The organism is Wohlfahrtiimonas larvae, from assembly GCF_002006755.1.
Taxonomy (GTDB): domain Bacteria; phylum Pseudomonadota; class Gammaproteobacteria; order Cardiobacteriales; family Wohlfahrtiimonadaceae; genus Wohlfahrtiimonas; species Wohlfahrtiimonas larvae.
Genome location: NZ_MVDO01000095.1, coordinates 1 through 21,329, shown reverse-complemented (window position 1 = coordinate 21,329; position 21,329 = coordinate 1). Strand labels below are relative to the sequence as shown.

Sequence of the window (21,329 nt, the reverse complement as noted above, 5' to 3'; positions counted from 1 at the left end):
TATAGTTGCAGTTTGAAATTTATTCTCATGAACGACAATTTTTTAACTTAGTATAGAGGTTAATCTTTTGAAATATAACGGAAGAGATATCATTGTTTTGATCGTTGCGGTACTGGGTGTACTGCTAGTATTTCAAAACTTTGGCAGTTCCCCAGGACAGGGACTTGCTTATTCAGAATTCTTAAATGCCATTAATGATGGGCGTGTTAAGGAAGTAACAATTGCTGGGCCTGAAATTAATGGTACCTATAGTAGTGGCCAGCGTTTTACAACTTATAATCCAGAAACTAGTAATGGTATGTTGATTGATACCTTACGCGACAAGAATGTTACGATTATTGGTAAGGAGATGCGTGGTCGCGGTATTTTATTATCAATCATTTTAAATTTATTACCGATTCTAATCTTATTTGGTTTAATCATGTTTATGATGCGCCAGTCAGGTGGTGGCGGTAAAAATCCCATGAGTTTTGGTAAGTCTAAAGCACGTATGTTGTCAGCAGATGAAGTGAAAACACGTTTTTCTGATGTTGCAGGTGCAGATGAAGCTAAACAAGAGGTTGGTGAAGTTGTTGATTTTTTAAGAGATCCTTCAAAGTTTCAACGTTTAGGTGGGAAAATGCCTAAAGGTATTTTAATGGTAGGCCCACCAGGTACAGGTAAAACATTATTGGCGAAAGCCATTGCAGGTGAAGCTGGCGTACCTTTCTTTACGATCTCAGGTTCTGATTTTATGGAAATGTTTGTGGGTGTTGGTGCTGCTCGTGTTCGAGATATGTTTGAACAAGCTAAAAAGCATGCTCCTTGCATTATTTTCATTGATGAAATCGATGCTGTTGGTCGTCACCGTGGTTCAGGCTTAGGTGGTGGTCATGATGAACGTGAACAAACATTGAACCAAATGTTGGTTGAAATGGATGGTTTCGGTGATAACTCAGGTATCATTATTATTGCAGCAACTAACCGTGTGGATGTGTTAGACCCTGCGTTATTACGTCCAGGTCGTTTTGACCGTCAGGTAACTGTACCATTACCAGATATTAAAGGTCGTGAAGCAATTTTAAAGGTGCATTTACGTAAAGTACCGATTGCAGCTGATGTTGATATTTTGAGTTTAGCCAAGGGTACACCAGGCTTTTCAGGTGCGGATTTAGCCAATCTTGTTAATGAAGGTGCTTTATTTGCAGCTCGCGAAAATAAAAATGAAGTTGGCATGGATGATATGGAAAATGCCAAAGATAAGATTTATATGGGAGCAGAGCGTCGTTCTCTTATGATGACAGCAGATGAAATGAAACTGACTGCTTATCATGAAGCGGGTCATGCAATCGTGGCTTATCGTTTGAAATCAGATCCAGTGTATAAGGTAACTATTATCCCGCGTGGTCGAGCTTTGGGTGTGACTTGGACTTTGCCTGAAAATGATAGCGTGAGCAATTCTCGTGAATGGCTCAATAATAAAATGGCTATGGTATTTGGTGGTCGTATTGCTGAGGAAATTATCTTTGGCTATGACAAGGTTACAACAGGCGCAATGAGTGATATTCAACACTCAACTGATATGGCTCGTAAGATGGTCACTAAGTGGGGCTTATCTGACAAAGTTGGTTTCTTGTTCTTTGGCGAAGGCGATGGTGGTATTGGTGGTCGAGGTTCTCGTCAAGAAATTATTTCTAACGAGACAGCACAATTGATTGATGAAGAAACTCGTCGTATTGTTGAATCTAACTATGCAAGAGCTAAAAAGGTTCTAGAAGATGATATTGATCGCCTACATAGAATGGCCAAAGTATTATTAGATGTAGAAACAATCGATGCTCAGCAAGTTGATGATATTATGAATGATCGTGAACTAAGTGATTCATCGTTGAATACAAAGTCGAAAGATGACGGTGGTAATACACCTAATGCGGAAGCTGTGCCTCCTACGTTAGATTTTGCATAATAATATTAAACTTGTATAGCCTCTGTTTTACAGAGGCTTTTTTTATTTAATACTTTCAGCCTCTTTGTAATTCTTTTTAGATGACTTATCATGGCTACTTTATTACTCAAAAAAATGAATCATGGAAAATAAACAAGCACTGAAGCGCAATTTAAAAAATAGACATATCCAAATGATAGCCTTGGGTGGCTGTATTGGTACAGGTTTATTTTATGGTACAGCAGAGTCAATACCATTGGCAGGGCCAGGTTTAATCTTGGGGTACTTGTTAGGTGGTTTTGTGATCTATATGATCATGCGTATGATCGGAGAAATGGCGACAGAAGAACCTGTTTCTGGTGCATTCAGTTATTTTGCGAATAAATATTGCGGCGAATATGCAGGATTTCTTGCAGGTTGGAATTATTGGCTTTTATATATTTTAGTGAGTATGGCAGAATTGTCAGCAATTGGAGTATATATCGCTAAGTGGTTCCCTCATTTTCCAATGTGGGCATCGGTACTTGCTACAATTATTATCATCACATCTATTAATCTTGCTAGCGTGAAGTTTTTTGGCGAAACAGAGTTTTGGTTAGCTTTGGTCAAGGTTTTGGCAGTTGTTGGTATGATTGTTTTTGGCATTTATTTAGTGGGTAAAGGCCTATTTATGGAATCATCCGCTGTGAAAATTTCTAATCTGTGGGATTATGGCGATGGTGGATTGAGCAATATTTTTCCAAATGGTGCTTGGGGTGTTTGGGTTTCGTTAGTGATTGTAATGTTCTCATTTGGGGGAACAGAAATGATTGCGGTTGCAGCAGCGGAAACAGATAATCCTGAAAAAACGATTCCAATAGCCATTAAACAAGTGATGTGGAGAATTTTATTATTTTATATCGGCTCAATTGTGATTATGTTGATCTTAGTACCGTGGACGGGTATTAAAGCTGGTATCAGTCCATTTGTATTAGTATTTGAGCAATTGGGGCTATCGCATGTTGCAGGAATTCTAAACTTCATTATCTTAACAGCTGCAATTTCAGTTTATAATAGTGGCATTTATAGTAATGGACGTATGTTGTATGGTTTGGCTGAACAAAATCATGCACCTAAAGTATTTTTGAAATTGAGTAAAAATAGTGTGCCTTATGCAGCAATTTTATTCTCATCAGCGATTACATTGATTGCGGTTGTTATTAATCTTTTAGTGCCCAATGGTGCATTTATGATTGTAATGTCAGTTGCAATTGCGGCAGCTGTGATCACTTGGGGCTTAATTATTATCATGCATTTACGTTTTAGAAAAGCCCATTTAGGTGAACAATTTAAATTTAAAACCCCATTTTTCCCTTATGTGAACTATTTTTGTTTAATCTTCTTATTGATTGTTGTAGGTGCAATGACACAGTTGGGAAGTTTTAAACCTGCTGTTTTTGTGATTCCTGCTTGGCTAGCTATCACATTTGTGGGCTTTCAGATCAAGAAGAAAATGGATAAAACGCTTAAGTAATTTTATAGATTTGTAGAAATGTTAAAACATAATCAATTAGAACTTTTAAGTCCTGCGCGCGACATTGAGATCGGGCGCGAGGCAATTTTGCATGGTGCAGATGCAGTATATTTAGGTGGCCCAAGTTTTGGTGCACGTTACAATGCGGATAATAGTGTTTCGGATATTGCGAAATTGGTAGATTTTGCATCGCAGTATCATGCGAAAATTTTTGTGACATTCAATACGATTTTGCATGATGATGAATTGGAAAAAGGCCGTAAATTAATTCATGAATTGTATGATGCAGGCGTTGATGCTTTGATCGTACAGGATATGGGTGTTCTCAAAATGGACATTCCACCCATTGAATTGCATGCTTCTACGCAAACGGATATCCGTACTTTGGATCGTGCAAAATTCTTATCGAAAGTAGGTTTCTCACAATTAGTATTGGCACGTGAATTATCATTGAAAGAGATTAAAGCGATCAATGAATCTGTGGATACGCCCTTAGAATTCTTCATTCATGGTGCTTTGTGTGTGGCATTTTCAGGGCAATGTTATATTTCCCATGCAGATACAGGCCGAAGTGCAAACCGTGGTGATTGCTCACAGGCTTGCCGTTTACCTTATACGTTAAAAGATAAAGAAGGGCGAGTGGTTGCCTTTGATAAGCACTTATTGTCCATGAAGGATAATAACCAAACAGAAAACTTGGGCGCTTTAGTGGAAGCTGGCGTGCAATCCTTCAAGATCGAAGGGCGCTATAAAGATATGGCATATTCAAAGAATATCACGGCGCATTATCGTCAAATGTTGGATCAATTCTTAGATGTGAATCCTGATTACTCTCGCAGTTCACTCGGTACAACAGTTCATCATTTCATTCCTAATCCTGATAAAACCTTCAATCGTGGTTCGACAGATTATTTTGTGAATGCTCGTAAAGATGACATTGGCGCATTTGACTCACCAAAATTTCGTGGTGTTGAAGTGGGTGAAGTTTTAAAATTTGGTGGTAACCACTTAGAAGTTAAAACATCAGAGCCTTTAGCGAATGGTGATGGTTTAAATGTACTGATTAAGCGTGAAGTTATTGGCTTTCGTGCAAGTGAAGTGAAAGAGATTGGTGATAAGCATTATCTAGTTTATTGGCATGAAGAAGCACCAGAGAACATTGAAAAAGTTAAAGTAGGGCAGGTGTTGTATCGCAATGCAGACACAGCATGGCAAAAATTATTAGCACGCGAATCATCGAGCCGTAAGATTGGCATTGATATCATTTTCCAAGAAACTGATGGCAAATATGATTTGGTGATGATTGGTGAAGATGGTTTGGCTGTGACTTATCCAATTGAAGGTGAATTTGAAGCTGCGAAGAATGTTGAAAAAACATTGCAAGGTTTAGAAGAAGGTTTGCAGAAATTGGGCGAAACAATTTTTGAAGCCAAAAGTGTGACAGTGAATGTTAAAATAGCACCATTCATGCCAAAGAGCTTATTGAATCAAATTCGTCGTGATGCTATTGAACAGTTGCGTTTAGCTTATATTGACAGTAATGAGCGTGGCGTACGTTTATATGAAGGTGAGGAGAAAGCCAAATATCCTTCTGAGCATATAACTTATTTAGAGAATGTTTATAATCATAAAGCGCGTGAATTTTATGAAGAACATGGCGTTAAATTGATTGAGCCTGCATATGAGGCGCATCAAGAAAAAGGTGAAGTGCCTGTGATGATCACAAAGCATTGCTTACGATTTGCGTATAATTTATGCCCAAAGCAAGCCAAGGGCGTAAAAGGTGTTCAAGGGCAAGTGCGTGCAGAGCCGATGGTTTTGATACATCAAGAAGAAGAAATTCGTTTGGAATTCAAATGTCGGCCATGTGAAATGCATGTAATGGGGAAGATCAAGCTTCATATTTTAAAATCAGCTTTGGTAGGTAGTGGAGCTTAATGGTTAAAAATTAAGCAAATATAAAATTGACAGCATATTATTCTTTCGTTATTATACGTTCCTCTTTCGGGTAGTTAGCTCAGCTGGTAGAGCATCGCCCTTACAAGGCGAGGGTCGGGGGTTCGATCCCCTCACTACCCACCATATCGAAAGACTAGAGAAATCTAGTATTTATTGCTTAAGTCGTGAGCAAGCTGATTGGTAAAAAAATGATCATTGAAAGAGATTGACATGATCAGAACCATTCAGTATTATACGCATCTACTCGGGTAGTTAGCTCAGCTGGTAGAGCATCGCCCTTACAAGGCGAGGGTCGGGGGTTCGATCCCCTCACTACCCACCATAATAGAAAGGCTAGATGAAAATCTAGCCTTTTTTATTTGTTTTTATTATATCAATAAATATCTGCTTGCCTTTTTTTCTATCAAGATTACAATGCGCATTTTGCGATCAGGAGAATCCCAAAATGTCAGAGCAGGCTGTCAAGAGTGATCTAATTTATGGTTTAGAAGATAAACCACCATTACCCCAAACCATTTTTGCAGCTTTTCAGCATCTTCTAGCGATGTTTGTAGCAGTGATTACGCCTGCTATGATTATTTGTCAAGCTTTGGGTTTATCTGCACATGATACTCAACGCATCATTAGTATGTCTTTATTTGCATCGGGTGTTGCATCATTAATACAAATTCGTGCATGGGGACCAGTTGGATCTGGTCTTTTGTCTATTCAGGGGACGAGTTTTAATTTTGTTGCACCTTTGATCATGGGTGGCACAGCATTAAAAACTGGTGGATTAGATGATAACGCAATGATGGCTGCATTATTTGGTACATTATTAGTTGCAGCAATGACAGAAGTGATTCTTTCCCGCACATTACATTTAGCACGCCGTATCATTACACCATTAGTTTCGGGGATTGTGGTGATGATCATTGGTTTATCATTGATCCAAGTGGGCTTAACTTCTATTGGTGGTGGTTATGATGCTTTGGCTGATAATACATTTGGCTCACCAAAATATTTATTATTAGCAGCATCTGTGTTAGCTGTGATCATCTTATTGAATCGTCAGAAAAATCCTTATTTACGCATTGCATCATTAGTTATTGCAATGGCTGTAGGTTATATCGTTGCATGGGCAACTGATATGTTGCCAAATAAAGTACTGGAAGAAGTGCCAACGGTTGCAATTCCCGAACCTTTTTATTATGGCTTATCGTTTGATTGGAATCTATTACTACCATTAATCTTGATTTTTATGGTGACATCGCTAGAAACAATCGGTGACATTACGGCAACATCAGATGTATCAGATCAACCTGTGGAAGGTCCTTTGTACATGAAGCGTTTGAAAGGTGGTGTTTTAGCTAATGGATTAAACTCAATGGTTTCTGCGGTATTCAATACATTCCCAAATTCATGCTTTGGGCAAAATAATGGGGTGATTCAATTAACAGGTGTTGCAAGCCGTTACGTTGGCTATGTTGTTGCAGGTATGTTGATTTTATTGGGCTTATTCCCAGCGGTTGCGCAGTTTGTTCAACGTATTCCTGAGCCTGTTTTGGGTGGTGCAACATTGGTGATGTTTGGTACGATTGCAGCTTCTGGTGTGCGTATTGTTTCTCGTGAAGCATTGAATCGCCGTGCGATTATGATTATGGCATTATCTTTAGCTGTGGGTATGGGGGTTTCTCAGCAACCGATGATTTTACAATTTGCACCCGATATGATTAGAACACTATTCTCATCAGGAATTGCGGCAGGTGGTTTTACAGCAATTATCTTGAACTTAATCTTTCCAAAAGATGAACAGTAATTAATAGATAAGATTTAATCATGGCATTAATATCTCGCCCACAGGGCGAGATATTTAGATAAATCATTGATTAATGAATTGGCTTTTATTTTTATGTGTGAATTTTTATAGATTATTGAAAATACTTTGCCCAATCTTCCGCTTTAAAGCCAATCAAAACGGCTTTGCCATCTTGCACTAAAATAGGGCGCTTAACCATGCTGAGATTGCTTAGAATTAATGGAATTACTGTATCTGCTGATTCACACAATGCTTTTTCGTCATCGGATAATTTACGCCATGTTGTGCCACGTTTATTGATGACAACGTCTAAGCCAAAAGCATCGATCCAATTTTGAATGGTTGCTGTTTCTACTGTGATTTTTTTGAAATCTTGAAATGTAAATTCAATATTATTATCAGTAAGCCAAACGCGTGCTTTTTTCACAGTGTCACAATTGGGAATGCCATAAACTTCAATCATTTGAACTCCTTTAATGTTCGATATATTCTTTGCAAACTTCACGATCGTTTTCGATGCGTTTCACCCAGCCATCTTTTTCCATGCGATTCAATAATGGAATGAATTGCTTTCGGGATAATTCGATGCGTTCTCTTGCATCTGCAATCGTAAATAATTCACCGATTTTACGGTTGATCATAATCTGTTTCACGATCTCGTTATAAACATCTAGGGCGAAGAAGATATCATCTTCTGTGGGCACAATGAGGTCTTTTTCTGTCAATGCACGCAGTAATCTTTTGATGCCAACAATGCGTGATTTTCCTGCTTCAAAGCCCGAAATGCCGCAAGCTTTAATGTCATCATATAGATTTTGGAGATTATCAGGCAGAGCATCACTCGAAAGATTGAATGAATTGACAATGCCACCTTTGATTTTTTGCCATTCGTTGCTTGCACAGCCTTGATCAATCATTGCTTCTGTCAAAGTGAGCGGATGCTGAATGCTTTTTGCAATGTCTTCGGTTGTCATTGCGCTGATGGCGTTATTTAATACATTGGCGCACGCATCATGTAGTTTTTGTTTAGCTTTTGGCAAAATCCACCAAGCGCCCAAAACTTCTGAATCATCAGGTTGTTTAATACCCGCATGGCGCAAAGTGTAACCATTCAGTTGAATTTCTAAGGCGATTTTAGATTCTAAATCCGCACTTTTGATATTGATGGTTGTTAAAGCTTCTTGTAATAGGTTTCGCAATTTAGGATTCAAAGGATGTAACCATGCAACTTTACCTGAGCCAATGATCCGGCTGCCACCATGTTGGATAATGAGCATGGGTTGTCCCCAGAATGCAGGAATGGCTTCATTTAATTGTAATCTTGCCAATTGGCCATCTGCATAAACAAAGCATTTGGCTTGCGTGTGTGATGTGCCTAAGGCAATTTCCACAACACCTTGTTTTTTCAGCATACTACTGAATTGCGGATCTAATTGCACAACCCAATCAGTGCTCATAGTGATTGCATCAGGATTAGCAACCAAGCAACTACCGCGGCTCACGGATTTTTTATTCACTTGTTTCAAACCAACAGCTGTACGGGAATAAGGCTCTGCAATATCCACTTGGCTATGATAACGCTGTAGTGATCGTACTTTAACAGGCTGATTGCCGGGGAATAATGTTAATGTATCGTTTTCTTTGATCTCAGCGCCGCGCAAGGTGCCTGTGATTGTCGTACCAATCCCATTGACGGAAAATACACGATCCACATAAATATGTGCACCATAATCTAGTTCATCGCGCTCTGGTAGATTTTGAGTTTTCTCTACAATGATTTGTTTGAGTTGCTCTATATTTTGCCCTGTATGCGCGCTCACATGCACTACATCAGGCAGTGTGCCCATTGTATCTAAAAAGTGCTCTAGCGCTTCATCTTCAACTAGCTGTAATTGTATTTTATCCACCAAATCACATTTGGTTAAAACGAGAATACATTCGTGTTTACCCAGCGCGGTGATGATGCGTAAGTGTTCCATAGATAATGGTGCCCATCCTTCATCTGCTGCAACCACAAATAAAACTAAATCCAAGCCCCAAACCGCACTCACCATATTACGAATGAAGCGCTCATGCCCAGGCACATCGATGATGCCAATTTTATCACCGCGTGGTGATGTAAAGTGTGCAAACCCCAGATCAATGGTCATTGCACGCTCCAATTCTTGCGGTAAACGAGAAGGATTAATGCCAGTTAATGTATGAATGAGTGAAGATTTACCATGGTCAACGTGACCAGCGGTGCCGATAACTGCATTCATTGTGCATCCTTTAGCTCAGCTAAAACTTGAGCAACATAATCATATTCAGAAGAGAGAAGGGAGATTGGGTAAATCAAAACTTTGCCTTGATGAATCACACCAATGATTGCTGTTGGCTGCTCTCGAAGGAAAGTTAATAGATCATCCGCAGATTGTTTGGATTGAATTTCTAAAGCATATGTTGGGTATTTGGCTTTTGGTGTTGTGCCACCGCCCACCAAGAACTCAGACTTGATCACTTTAACATTGTGGCCAATTTTTTGAGCCAATTCTTCAGCGAGTGATTTATGCCAACTTAATGGTTGCTTTAAAGCCCATTCTGTACGATTCACAGTGCTATTCTTATCATTCATCTGTGTGATTAATAGTGTTTCTAATAATGCATAAGTTTCTTTACCAGGGCGGAATACGCGCATCATTGGATGTTTTTTGATTTTTTGAATATATTCTTGTTTACCAATGATGATGCCTGACTGTGGGCCCCCCATCATTTTATCGCCAGAAAAAGAGATGATATCTGCACCTAATTTTTCATAGTAGCTCACAGTTGTTTCATCACGCAGTAACGGCGATTGATTGCCTGAGCCTTGATCCACAACGAGCATCACATGCTCAGGTAAATGTTTTCTGAGTTCTTTTGGATCAACTTGTTCTGTGAATCCTTCAATAAAGTAATTAGATTGATGCACCAACAGAACCATTGCTGTATTTTCTGTGATGGCATTTAAATAGTCATCTAAAGTTGTGATATTGGTTGTACCAATTTCTTTCATAATCGCGCCTGATTCTTCTAAGATATCAGGAATGCGAAAGCCGCCGCCAATTTGCACTTGCTCGCTGCGCGATATAATTACTTCTTTACCAATGGCAAAAGTTTTTAAGATCAAATGTACGGCTGCGGCATTGTTATTGACGATAATATTATCTTCAGCACCAAAATAAGCACGAATCACGCGATTAAGCATGCCCATGCGATTACCTCGTTTACCATCAATTAAGCTAAATTCTAAATTAGAATAACGGCAAACTGTTTCGCCAGCCTGATCCCAAATATCTTGATGAATAGGGGAGCGACCAAGGTTTGTATGGACTAAAATCCCTGTGCCATTGATCACTGGCTGAGTTTTTTCATACATCACAAAATGGAGTTGCTGAGTGATTTGTGATGTTAATTCATCTAAATCAACGCTGTGTTGAGTTTCCATGATCTGGTTTTTGTATTGATCAATAGTTGAACGAATAATTTCGCTCACAATTGGTCGCCCCAATATTGTGATATAAGTTGCAAACTCAGGGCGATCTAACAGTTTGCCCACTTGAATGATGTTCGATAATTGCACAGTTTTCGCCTATTTTTCTAATGACAATATTGTGTTAATTATAGTTGAAAAATCATGAGAAAGGGCGCTGAATCAATCTGCAATGAGAAATTTGTGAATTGTTATGGTGAATGTTATAGTACACGCGGAAGTAAATGGGTCCTGGGGGCTCCGCGGTCTTCAACACCGTTGTCAGCCTATCGGCTGAGGTAGGTTCGATTCCTGCTGCTTCCGCCAAACAACACTGAAAAGCTCTTGTGAATCAAGAGCTTTTGTCTTTTTGTGAGTCCCTATACCCTTATCTGTACCCTCATTATTGTCTACACTATAATTTTTTTGTGTGTGATTGTACTCGGTATATAGGCTCTGAAAAGTATCGTTAATATCGGATTTTATTTATTATAAATCAGCTTGTTACTTTAATTTAGTTTTCCAATATTTTATATGATGAAAATCATTTTCAGTTGAGATGATCTTTCTTTTTTATAGCATCTAATAACTCAGCTTTTGAGTATCACATCAATTTTTTTTAATATCTTGTTGTGTATACTTCAGCGGAAATACTGATTCTACTCTATAGCACTGATCTTCATTTTTACGTATATAGAGATAATGATCTTCTGTTGATGAGTTGCAAATAGAGTAACTATAAGCATCAAAGAGTAATACATTGGGCGTTATAGCTTTTAATCCATCCCTCAAGTGATTGAAAGTAATAAATCCAGCAAATATTATTATAAATGGCACAAATAAGTGTTTTGTCTTATATCTATTAATTACACGACCCCATTTTGTTTTGCTGATGTAATTTGATTTGGCTAAATTTTCGTGTATCTGGATATTGTCTTGTAGGAATGTAAATAAATAGTTTCTAAGAAAAACAAATAATAAAATTGATGTGTAATAAAGCAAAAGGCAAAACATAAAGAAAATAGTCGCATACATGGTTCCTAGCACTATTGTTGAATGCTTTAAGTATTCAGTCATAATTTGAAACTCAGAATTCAAAATCTTTTCAGCATAGACATTTCCGATATAGAAAAAAGCCCCTGTTGTTAATAAAATCGGAATTAACCTTTGTTTTAATATATCAATGGCTTTGTATCGAAAAATTAAATAGTAAAAAACTGGAAAATAAAATAGTATCCATCCAATGATGGGGTGGTTATTTAATAAATTTAGTACCGTTAACACATAGATGGTTTTAAAGATAATAGTACTAATTTTTTTAAATTTATCTGTTTGTGTTGATGCGATGATTTTTACTAGGATATTTTTTAGTTGGTTCATTGCCAAAGCATTGTCTTGAGTTAAGTAGTGATTGAATGGGATATGGTTATATATATTAAGGACGCCATATTTTGTGGGCTGAAATGACTAAAAAATAATCTAATAGCACCAGATTCTGTAGGCTAAGTACTCTGTTTGGATATTTAGCCGTTAATATCTATAGGCTACTTGGTTTGTAGCCCACAATAATTGAAGTACATTTATTAATTTTAGATTAAAAAGTATTTTATTCATCAAAGATCCAGTCCATGGTAGAGGCTTTATATTTGGCGATACTATCCAATGTTGGGATGTCGTCTTTATTTGATCCGACAATAAGAAGAGAGATTAAAATATCAGCATCAATAATTTTATTAATGTGTTCTTTAAGCTCATCAATAAAAATATTATTAGGCATTGTTAGGTCGAAACATCTATCTAGCCCTATAGTTAGAGAATGTGCAATATAGTTTCTCGATTCTCTAGCGTCATGTAAAATATCTGTTAGGTCTCCATTTAACCCTTTTATATTGGTAATAGACGTATTAAGGCTTTGAAATTTTTTCATCATTTGTACGATAAGGTTTTCAAATTTTTTTGGGTCATTGTCCAGTAGGCTTGCCATATGATAAGCTTTAACTTTTGGTATCTCTTCATAGCTTCGGCATGATATTTCAAATCTAGTGGCAATGATTAATGCTCTACCTATAACTCCATGAATATAATCAGAATTTTCTGTCCTTTCAAAATCATTCATGAATATTCCACATCTATCCATATATTTTGCTCCTTCTTAGAAATAAGGCTCATTATATATGGGATTAGACGCATTGTTTAAATTTATGCTTTCCAATTATCAGGTGCTTTCTTAGTGGCTTTTATGTCAATTTTAGAAAAACCATCTTTATTCAGGCAATCATTAATATTATAAAAACTGAGTGCGTATAAATTGGGGCGATTATTACGTCCACCTTGTCGACTTAAAATTAAAAACTCAGCATCTAGTAGTTCTTTAATAGCTTTTCGTAATGTGGTTTCTGAGTTCCAGCCTTTGTCTTTCATGACAGAAAAGGCAAAAGATAAATCGCCATTATTGAGCCTGTTGTAAATTGCCATCGCATCTAAAAGTAACTTAGCTGCGATAGGGGACAAAGCAAAATATGCTTTGCTATTGAACACATCATGCCTAAGCATAGAAAAAGTAGCACCATTAATCTCTTCCTGTGCTTTAAGTTTTTTTTGTTTGTATAGCTGCTTCTTATATTGACCCATAGTAAATCTCATTATTTAGAACGCTATAACTCAATTGTTCAAATATGAAAACTGAGTTATAGTTTCTAGGCTAATTAAATGAATTTTTAGTTAGAACTTGGAATAGGGCGCTTTCACTTTGGACGGTTGAGCGCCTTTTTCTTTTTTGTATTCATTTAGCTTTAATTGCAATGGTTCGGGAATATAAGTCAGTGTATAGCGTTTGACTCGTGTTTCTTCCCCAAATCTATTTGGTACACTTTCCCATTGCTTATCAAATAGACATCCTTTTCTTTTGTGTAGAGCACTAATAGTGGAATGTAAACAGTGATCGCCGAATACTTCTGCTTCAAACCTATTTAAACTTCTAGTTTCCAGTATAGATAATATTCTTAGTTCTTTTAGCTCTCTGCTAGTCATATTAAATACCTCTCTGAGCTGTATCACGCTCTGTGAGGCGATCATTAATCCATGTTTGGATCTCTGAGTATTCCCACAATGAATTCTTGCCAAATTTTGCAGGCTTTGGGAATCTGCTTTCTTGAATGTAGTTATAAATACTTGCTCGTGATAAGCCAGTGAGATTGATAACTTGATTTAATCTAATGAATTGTTTGTCTGTATTCATCTTTAAAGCTCCATATAGTTACAAATTAATAGGAGCTTTATTATTAAGTTTTGAATACACGTTGGGTTCTAGTTAGAAAATAGATGTAGTAAATAATTTCTAATTAGATTCTCTTTCTTGAATTAATCTCAAAGCATCTTTAATAACATCAGTTAGAGCCTCTTTTTCATAAATCTTATAATTTTTTGTTTGAAAAGATTTTAGTAATTTATCTATGATAATTGTATGGTCATCAATTCGATTTGGTATTTCATTAGGATGCTTTAAAAGAAAACCAATCAAAGTAACTAAATTATTGTATTTGCGTGGATGAAGTTTTTCATTATTTTTATCAGCATTTGCTATTGGTGTGTGATTAGTTTTATTTTCATCTTGTTTTAACGTATTAATGAATCTATCTAATTCACTCTTTTCAATAATGAATTGAAAAGTTTCAAGTGCTGATGCTAATAAGTTGTAAAAATTTAAACGCACAATGATAGTTTGATCAGGAGATTGGATAAGGCAACTATTTGGCATATCTACTTGTTGGTTAAATTGTGTGGCATGGTAATATGCTAGTAGTAGATCTGTCGGCTTAATACTAGAGTTTCTAATATTCCAAATAGTATTTGGACAATACCTATCTTGATAATGGCGATAGTATTTTTGATCAAATTTACTGGTTCGTTCCCAGATTTCTAACTCTTCAAGCGTCAGAGTGCTTTTTGATCTATCTTTACTTACTTTTTGCTCTACTTGTTTGAATTGTTCAGTTAGATTTTCATCATTTAGTACATAAAAGTCAGGATTGAAATCATATATATTGGGAAATACGGTGGATAAAGTTATTTCATTGTGTATTGCCAATTGATATAAGTCACTTTCTGTAATAGTTTGATTCATAGTTATTTTTATTTTTTCAATGGCTTCGGGGACTGTAAACCATTTTTTTAAGTCTGCTAATTTGCTCATAATATTGATCTCTATATGCTTAAAATATCGTATTTTTGAAGTGTTAAAAGGTTATTTTCTTTGGTGTCGCATTGGTCAATAAAATCTGACCACCATTGAAGAATTTCTCTTCTTTCCTGTAAGTATTTCGCTTTGTTGTATATCGCTCGGATTGTATCTCTATCCTTATGAGCCAAACATGCTTCAATCGCCCCTGAACGGAATAATGATCCCTCATTAATAATTGTTGAAGCCAATGACCTAAATCCATGTGTAGAAGTCGGTACGTTTTGCTGTTTCATGGCGTTAGTGGTTGCTTCTGTATTAATGTGATCTGTAAATTCAGCGTTCATGAAGATATATTCATAATCGCCTGTTATCTCTTTAAGTGTATTCAGGATCTCAATTAATTGGCTTGATAGTGGAATGATATGGTCATTACCATCTTTAACTTTCATATTCTCACTAGGGATAATTATCAATTGATTTACTTCGTCATAGTAATCCCATTTGAGCGTACAAGCTTCTTTAGCTCTTAAAGCGGTTCTCATGAGGAATTGAGTACATAAGCGGATGATTGGACTAACGCCCTCATAATTAAAAAAATCATGGATTAAGTAGATCTGATTATTTTCTAATCGTCTATGATGTGATTTCTTTGGCTTTTTGAATATCGAGGTTGCTACCTGAATGACTGGATTGTATTTGATATATCCCTCAGCAACTAAATAATCAAACATGAGTTTTAAACCTGATTTAGTTTTGAGTAATGTATCGAGCTTATCCGCTTTTTCTAATTCTCTGAGCGCCTTAACGATTTGAGGTGGCTCAATCTTGCTTACGTCATAATCTTTCAATATAGGCATGATATAACGTTGTATAACTGATTCAGTTGCTATGTTGTGCTTTGTGCCTGTACTCCAAGTATTAAACCATTGGGGGAATAGATCCTTAAATAATTGAGATTTGATTTTAATCTTTGGATCAATACCTTTGGCTACCATGCTTCGCTTTTCTGTTTGGATGATACGAGCTTCTGATAATGAGATTAAAGGGTAATCGCCTATGATGAATGTATCTTCTTTATCTGTGATCGGGTTCTTAAAGCGATACTCCCAAATTTTAGAGCCTGAGCTTAATATTTTTAAACATAAGCCATTACCATCAAATAAGCGATAAAGCTTATCTTTAGGTTTTGCGTTGTTGATTTTCGCCACTGTAAGCGGTGTAACCGTCTTAGCCATTAATCATCATCCTATAAAATCCTGTACCCTTATCCGTACCCTTATTATTTGTAGATTCTAATAGATTTTAGTGGATAATCCTAGATAGTATTTTATGATGTATCTTTCAAACAATGCATAAATACTATATTGTATTGGCTGTGGTTAGATTATTTAGGAAGTATATTCGTTCGATGCTGCTTCCGCCATATTTTAAGCTCTGATTTATCAGGGCTTTTTTATTATTTAAAAATAATATATTATCTTTATTTTTATAAATATTAGAGATAATTGTTTTGAAATTATTAATTATTTTATTTTTAATTGTAACTCATTTAAATATAGTATTTGGGGAGATTTTGGATAAAGGTGTTGCATGTGTTAGTCCGCAAAAAAGTGATGGCTCATATAATAAAATTTACCGTTTGAGATATGTTATCGTGTCTGGTGAATACATTAATGAAGGTACAAAATCTCAAAATTATAATCCGAATGTTAACTATGCAATTACCGAATGGCCTAATGGTGAATTTAGTGTTTTTGGTATTGCTTATGATTCAGAATTATTACCTGTAGATATGATAAGAAATGATGAAATGGGGAGTGTATATAAAATAAAAAAGGCATATACCTTGCAATGCTCTTAGTGGATAGGACTTATTTTTTGTAAAATTCTATCATTATTTGTATTGAATTGTTGTTTAAATAATCAATAGATTAAATATTTTCATAAAAGAAAAATAATATTTTCAGATAGATATTAATGTTGAATTATCCACACATTCATTTGACTTAAGTCAAATCATTTTATATGGTTAAAGGTCCTCAACAAAAAAGGAGTATGTTTTGATCGAGAAGAAACGTATTGCAATTTTGGGCGCAGGTCCAAGCGGGTTGGCACAGCTACGTGCCTTTGAAGCGGCACGATTACAAGGTGTAGAAAATTTACCAGAGATCGTGTGTTATGAAAAACAAAATGATATAGGAGGGATGTGGAATTATACATGGCGAACAGGGCTAGATAAGCATGGTGAACCTGTTCATGGCAGTATGTATCGTTATCTTTGGTCAAATGGACCTAAAGAGTGTTTAGAATTTGCTGATTACTCATTTGAAGAACATTTTGGTCAGCCAATTCCATCATATCCACCACGAGCTGTCCTCAAAGATTACATTATGGGGCGCATCAATAAGCAAGACATTCGCAAATACATTAAATTTGAATGTCCTGTTCGTTGGGTAACATTCGATGATGAAACTCAGAAATTCACTGTTACGGTGATGAATCATAAAACAGAACAACAAGAAACAGAAGAGTTTGATTATGTTGTTGTGGCAACAGGCCATTTCTCTACGCCAAATATGCCGTATTTTGAAGGCTTAGATCAGTTTCCAGGTAGAATTTTACATGCACATGACTTCCGGGATGCTTTAGAATTTGAAGGGCGAGATATTTTGTTGGTAGGCAGTAGCTATTCAGCAGAAGATATTGCAACGCAGTGTTATAAATATGGCGCAAACTCAATTACGATTAGCTATCGTTCTAAACCACTGGGCTTTGAATGGCCTGAAGGCATTAAAGAAGTGCCATTATTGACGCATTTTGACGGTAATATTGCACATTTTAAAGATGGTACTAGTGAAGAATTTGATGCCATTATTTTGTGTACTGGCTATCAATTCCACTTTCCATTTTTGGAAGATCGTTTGCGTTTACAAACGCACAATTGCCTCTATCCTGAAAATCTTTACAAAGGTATTTTCTGGCAAGAGCATCCTCAGTTAATTTATTTAGGTATGCAGGATCAATATTTCACATTCAATATGTTTGATGCACAAGCATGGTTGGCACGTGATTATATGATTGATCGTTTTGAATTACCGAATGAAGCAGATCGACAATCGGATATGGATCAATGGCAAGCGAAGCGACAAGCTGCTAAAACTTGTTATGCTTCGATTGATTTCCAAGCATCGTACGTTCGTGATCTTGTGAATTTAACTGATTACCCCGATTTTGCTGTTGAAAAACAAGCAGAAATTTTAAAAGAGTGGCAAGAGGATAAGAAGGAAGACATTATGGGATTCCGTGAAAAATCTTATCGTTCTACACAAACCAATACCTTGGCACCACAATTACCCAAGCCATGGTTAGAGATTAAAGATGACACTTTAGAATATTTTTTATCTCTCAATTTTGAACCTCTCAAAAAAGAGGCTTAAGAAGGGTAAACACCAAGGCAGCGTCGCCTTGGTGTCGCATAAGCTGACAAAATCACATATAATGGCGCGTTTTAGCCAATCAGCTTTAGAACTATGTCAAATAAACAATATGATGTGATTATCATTGGTGCAGGTGCATCAGGCCTAATGCTGGCATTTATGGCAGGGCAACGGGGTCGTAAGGTTCTTGTCTTAGAGAAAGCAAATAAGATTGGTAAAAAAATCTTAATGTCAGGCGGTGGTAAATGTAATTTCACAAATCTTGATGTGGAATCTAATAACTACATTACGCATAATCATCCTTTTACGATTTCAGCTTTAAAGCGCTATACCAATTGGGATTTTATTAGTTTGGTGTGCGCGCATGGTATTGAATATGAAGAACGTGCTCATGGGCGGTTATTCACATTACATGGCGCAAAGCAGATTTTGGCCATGCTAGTTGAAGAGTGTGAACATACTAGAAATGTAGAAATTCGTACACATAGCGAAGTGAGATCTGTGGATATTTTGCAAACTGGTCGATTCAAAGTTCAAACCGTTGCTGGGAATTTTGAAGCTGAATCTGTGGTTGTGGCAACAGGTGGATTGTCCATTCCAACATTGGGGGGATCTGGTATTGGGTACGAGATTGCCAAGCAATTTGGACATAAGGTATTTCCGACGCGTGCAGGATTAGTGCCATTTACTTTTTCAGATACTATGAAAGATATTACAGGTCGCTTAAGTGGTAATGCGATTGAGGCAACGTTATCGAATGATCAGCAGAGTTTTACAGAAGCGCTGTTGTTTACACATCGTGGTTTGAGTGGGCCAAGCTCGTTGCAGTTATCGAATTATTGGCAAGCAGGACAATGTTTTAATATTGATTTCTTGCCACAAGAAGATTTAGCGCAGTTGTTTAAAGCTAAGAAAAATAGCCAACCTAAAATTTTATTACGCACTTTATTAACTGAATATCTACCGAAAAATTTAGTGTTAGAGCTTCAAGAATTATTGTGGCAAGATCAAGCTGATATTATGATCGGGCAATGGAGTGATGAAAAACTATTGCAAGTTGCATCATCATTGCATCAATTTGAAGTGAAGCCTGCAGGCACTGAAGGCTATCGCACGGCAGAAGTTACTTTAGGTGGCGTTGATACAACAGAAATATCATCCAAAACGATGGAAAGCCAAAAGCAAAAAGGTTTATTTTTTGTGGGCGAAGTTTTGGATGTTTCAGGTCAATTGGGAGGATTTAACTTCCAATGGGCATGGGCGTCTGCACATGCTGCATCAGAGTATGTTTAAATTCTGTGACATCTTTTAAGAATTGATCAGCTTCTAAGCCTGCCATTGCAAGCACTTCATGGCGCTCACCATGTTCTAAGAATGTATCTGGTAAACCAAACGTTTTGATTGGCTTAAATATAAAATTCTGTGCCAATAATTCTTGGATCGCAGTACCCACACCACCTGTGACAACGCCATCTTCAATTGTGATGATGATGTTATGCTTGTTGGCTTCTGCTGTGATCAATTCCGCATCCAATGGTTTTACAAAACGCAAATCCACTAAGGTTGCATTGAGTGCATTTGCTGCTTTTTCTGCAACGTGCAGCATTGTGCCTACTGCAAAAATAACAATATCAACACCTTTGCGAATAATGTTTGCTTTACCAAATTGAATATCTAATGTTTCTGTAATTTCTATACCTTCGCCTGAGCCACGAGGATAACGTATAGCTGTTGGATGAGGTACAGTTAATGCTAAATTCAGCATGTGATATTGCTCGTTTTCGTCGGATGGTGCCATGATCACCATATTTGGCACGATGCGTAAATATGCTAAGTCAAATGCACCAATATGTGTTGGGCCATCAGGTCCAACAACACCCGCACGGTCGATGGCGAATACAATTGGTAAATCTTGCAAGGCAACATCATGAATCAATTGATCATAAGCGCGTTGTAAGAATGTTGAATAGATCGCAACTATAGGCTTTAAACCTTTCATTGCCATACCAGCTGCAATTGTGACGGCATGTTGCTCTGCGATTGCAACATCAAAAAATCGCTTTGGAAAATGTTGCTCAAATTCAACTAAACCAGAGCCTTCCCGCATTGCAGGTGTGATGGCAACAATTTTATGATCTTTTTTGGCAACATCACAAATCCACTGTGAGAAAACTTGCGTATAGGTTTTGGCAGTAGGTTTAGTCTCAATTTTATCAATAGGTTTTGGTGCAGAAACTGCATGGAATTTCACAGGAGCAGATTCTGCTTGAGAATAACCTTTGCCTTTTTGCGTAATTAAATGTAAGAGTTTTGGGCCGCGTTTCTGTTTTAAATTTTGTAATATTTTGATCAAAGAAGGTAAATCATGACCATCTACAGGACCAAAATATTGAAAATCTAAAGCTTCAAATAATCCACCGTCACCCGCAACCATATTTTTGATCTGTTCTTCTGTGCGTTTAGCTAATTCTAATGCATGTGGTAAAGGTAAGCTTTCGATGAAGCGTTTACCTTCTGAGCGTAGTGACTGCATGATTGGATTAGATAATGTTTTTGTAACCATATTGCTTAAAGCGCCAACATTGGGTGAAATGGACATATTGTTGTCATTTAAAATTACCAACATATCCGCTTTAATGGCACCTGCGTGATTCAATGCTTCAAATGCCATACCCGCGGTTAGAGCACCATCACCAATCACTGCAACGGCATGATGATGTGTACGCAATAGATCATTGGCAATGCTCATGCCTAAAGATGCGCTTACCGAAGTTGATGAGTGTCCAACAGTAAAAGCATCGTATTTGCTCTCTTTAGGGCAAGGGAAGGGCTTTAAGCCATCTTTTTGACGAATGGATTTGAGTTGATCACGACGCTCTGTCAAAATTTTATGAGGATAAGCCTGATGGCCAACATCCCAAACTATGTCATCATTCGGCGCATCAAAAACATAGTGTAATGCAACAGTGAGTTCAATCACACCTAAACCAGATGCAAAGTGCCCACCACTTTCCAACACGCTTTGAAT

The 21,329-nt window shown here is 36.9% G+C and carries 18 protein-coding genes and 3 tRNA genes; 10 read left to right on the top strand and 11 right to left on the bottom strand.

Annotation, left to right across the window (positions count from 1 at the left end; all coding sequences use genetic code 11):
• Nucleotides 1-67 precede the first annotated feature (67 nt).
• The 6 genes from ftsH (at nucleotide 68) to BZK14_RS05955 (ending at nucleotide 7,194) form a co-directional block, all read left to right on the top strand.
• A complete protein-coding gene (gene ftsH / locus BZK14_RS05980) occupies nucleotides 68-1,945 on the top strand; it encodes an ATP-dependent zinc metalloprotease FtsH (protein ID WP_245831191.1) in 1,878 nt (625 codons plus the stop codon).
• A gap of 121 nt (nucleotides 1,946-2,066) precedes the next feature.
• Entirely contained in the window at nucleotides 2,067-3,437 is a 1,371-nt protein-coding gene (locus tag BZK14_RS05975; protein ID WP_245831189.1) for an amino acid permease, read from the top strand.
• A gap of 18 nt (nucleotides 3,438-3,455) precedes the next feature.
• On the top strand, nucleotides 3,456-5,375 hold the full coding sequence (locus BZK14_RS05970) for a peptidase U32 family protein (RefSeq protein ID WP_077925641.1): 1,920 nt from the start codon (nucleotides 3,456-3,458) through the stop codon (nucleotides 5,373-5,375).
• 68 nt (nucleotides 5,376-5,443) lie between these two features.
• Nucleotides 5,444-5,519: transfer RNA gene (locus BZK14_RS05965), tRNA-Val, on the top strand.
• A gap of 123 nt (nucleotides 5,520-5,642) precedes the next feature.
• Nucleotides 5,643-5,718 (top strand) — tRNA-Val (locus BZK14_RS05960).
• Nucleotides 5,719-5,841: 123 nt separating this feature from the next.
• Nucleotides 5,842-7,194 (top strand): uracil-xanthine permease family protein, encoded by a 1,353-nt coding sequence (locus tag BZK14_RS05955; protein ID WP_077925640.1) that lies wholly within the window; start codon nucleotides 5,842-5,844, stop codon nucleotides 7,192-7,194.
• Between the two features lie 112 nt (nucleotides 7,195-7,306).
• Here BZK14_RS05955 and BZK14_RS05950 read toward each other — a convergent pair whose 3' ends face one another.
• The 3 genes from BZK14_RS05950 to selA are packed head-to-tail and all read right to left on the bottom strand — an operon-like array spanning nucleotide 7,307 to nucleotide 10,795.
• A complete protein-coding gene (locus tag BZK14_RS05950) occupies nucleotides 7,307-7,657 on the bottom strand; it encodes a Spx/MgsR family RNA polymerase-binding regulatory protein (protein ID WP_077925639.1) in 351 nt (116 codons plus the stop codon).
• Between the two features lie 10 nt (nucleotides 7,658-7,667).
• On the bottom strand, nucleotides 7,668-9,455 hold the full coding sequence (selB, locus tag BZK14_RS05945; protein WP_077925638.1) for a selenocysteine-specific translation elongation factor: 1,788 nt from the start codon (nucleotides 9,453-9,455) through the stop codon (nucleotides 7,668-7,670).
• Complete coding sequence (selA, locus tag BZK14_RS05940) at nucleotides 9,452-10,795, bottom strand: L-seryl-tRNA(Sec) selenium transferase (RefSeq protein WP_077925637.1); 1,344 nt, start codon at nucleotides 10,793-10,795, stop codon at nucleotides 9,452-9,454. Before selA ends, selB begins: the two co-directional genes overlap by 4 nt.
• 126 nt (nucleotides 10,796-10,921) lie before the next feature.
• Here selA and BZK14_RS13260 point away from each other — a divergent pair.
• Nucleotides 10,922-11,011 (top strand) — tRNA-Sec (locus BZK14_RS13260).
• A 282-nt stretch (nucleotides 11,012-11,293) separates the two neighbouring features.
• Here BZK14_RS13260 and BZK14_RS05935 read toward each other — a convergent pair.
• The 7 genes from BZK14_RS05935 to BZK14_RS05905 all read right to left on the bottom strand — a co-directional run bounded on the left by BZK14_RS05935 (nucleotide 11,294) and on the right by BZK14_RS05905 (nucleotide 16,099).
• Nucleotides 11,294-12,064: a hypothetical protein gene (locus BZK14_RS05935; protein ID WP_077925636.1), complete on the bottom strand. Its 771-nt coding sequence runs from the start codon at nucleotides 12,062-12,064 to the stop codon at nucleotides 11,294-11,296.
• 226 nt (nucleotides 12,065-12,290) lie between these two features.
• Nucleotides 12,291-12,800, bottom strand: coding sequence for a hypothetical protein (locus BZK14_RS05930; RefSeq protein WP_143691376.1), 510 nt, complete (start codon nucleotides 12,798-12,800; stop codon nucleotides 12,291-12,293).
• Between the two features lie 83 nt (nucleotides 12,801-12,883).
• Nucleotides 12,884-13,315: a hypothetical protein gene (locus BZK14_RS05925; protein WP_077925634.1), complete on the bottom strand. Its 432-nt coding sequence runs from the start codon at nucleotides 13,313-13,315 to the stop codon at nucleotides 12,884-12,886.
• A 90-nt stretch (nucleotides 13,316-13,405) separates the two neighbouring features.
• A complete protein-coding gene (locus BZK14_RS05920) occupies nucleotides 13,406-13,714 on the bottom strand; it encodes a hypothetical protein (RefSeq protein WP_143691375.1) in 309 nt (102 codons plus the stop codon).
• Between the two features lies 1 nt (nucleotide 13,715).
• Entirely contained in the window at nucleotides 13,716-13,922 is a 207-nt protein-coding gene (locus tag BZK14_RS05915) for a helix-turn-helix transcriptional regulator (protein WP_077925633.1), read from the bottom strand.
• Between the two features lie 99 nt (nucleotides 13,923-14,021).
• The gene (locus tag BZK14_RS05910) at nucleotides 14,022-14,876 is read right to left on the bottom strand and encodes a hypothetical protein (protein WP_077925632.1); all 855 of its coding nucleotides are present in this window, start codon (nucleotides 14,874-14,876) and stop codon (nucleotides 14,022-14,024) included.
• Between the two features lie 11 nt (nucleotides 14,877-14,887).
• Nucleotides 14,888-16,099, bottom strand: a complete 1,212-nt coding sequence (locus BZK14_RS05905; RefSeq protein WP_077925631.1) for a tyrosine-type recombinase/integrase — start codon at nucleotides 16,097-16,099, stop codon at nucleotides 14,888-14,890.
• Between the two features lie 275 nt (nucleotides 16,100-16,374).
• Between BZK14_RS05905 and BZK14_RS05900 the strand changes: the two genes are divergently transcribed.
• From BZK14_RS05900 to BZK14_RS05890, 3 genes are all read left to right on the top strand, one after another.
• Complete coding sequence (locus BZK14_RS05900) at nucleotides 16,375-16,725, top strand: hypothetical protein (RefSeq protein WP_077925630.1); 351 nt, start codon at nucleotides 16,375-16,377, stop codon at nucleotides 16,723-16,725.
• Between the two features lie 199 nt (nucleotides 16,726-16,924).
• Entirely contained in the window at nucleotides 16,925-18,301 is a 1,377-nt protein-coding gene (locus BZK14_RS05895) for a flavin-containing monooxygenase (RefSeq protein WP_077925629.1), read from the top strand.
• Between the two features lie 93 nt (nucleotides 18,302-18,394).
• Nucleotides 18,395-19,594, top strand: coding sequence for a BaiN/RdsA family NAD(P)/FAD-dependent oxidoreductase (locus BZK14_RS05890; protein ID WP_077925628.1), 1,200 nt, complete (start codon nucleotides 18,395-18,397; stop codon nucleotides 19,592-19,594).
• Here BZK14_RS05890 and dxs read toward each other — a convergent pair.
• On the bottom strand, nucleotides 19,542-21,329 hold a 1,788-nt coding region (gene dxs, locus BZK14_RS05885; protein WP_143691374.1), incomplete at its 5' end, for a 1-deoxy-D-xylulose-5-phosphate synthase. The two genes, BZK14_RS05890 and dxs, sit on opposite strands and share 53 nt — an antisense overlap.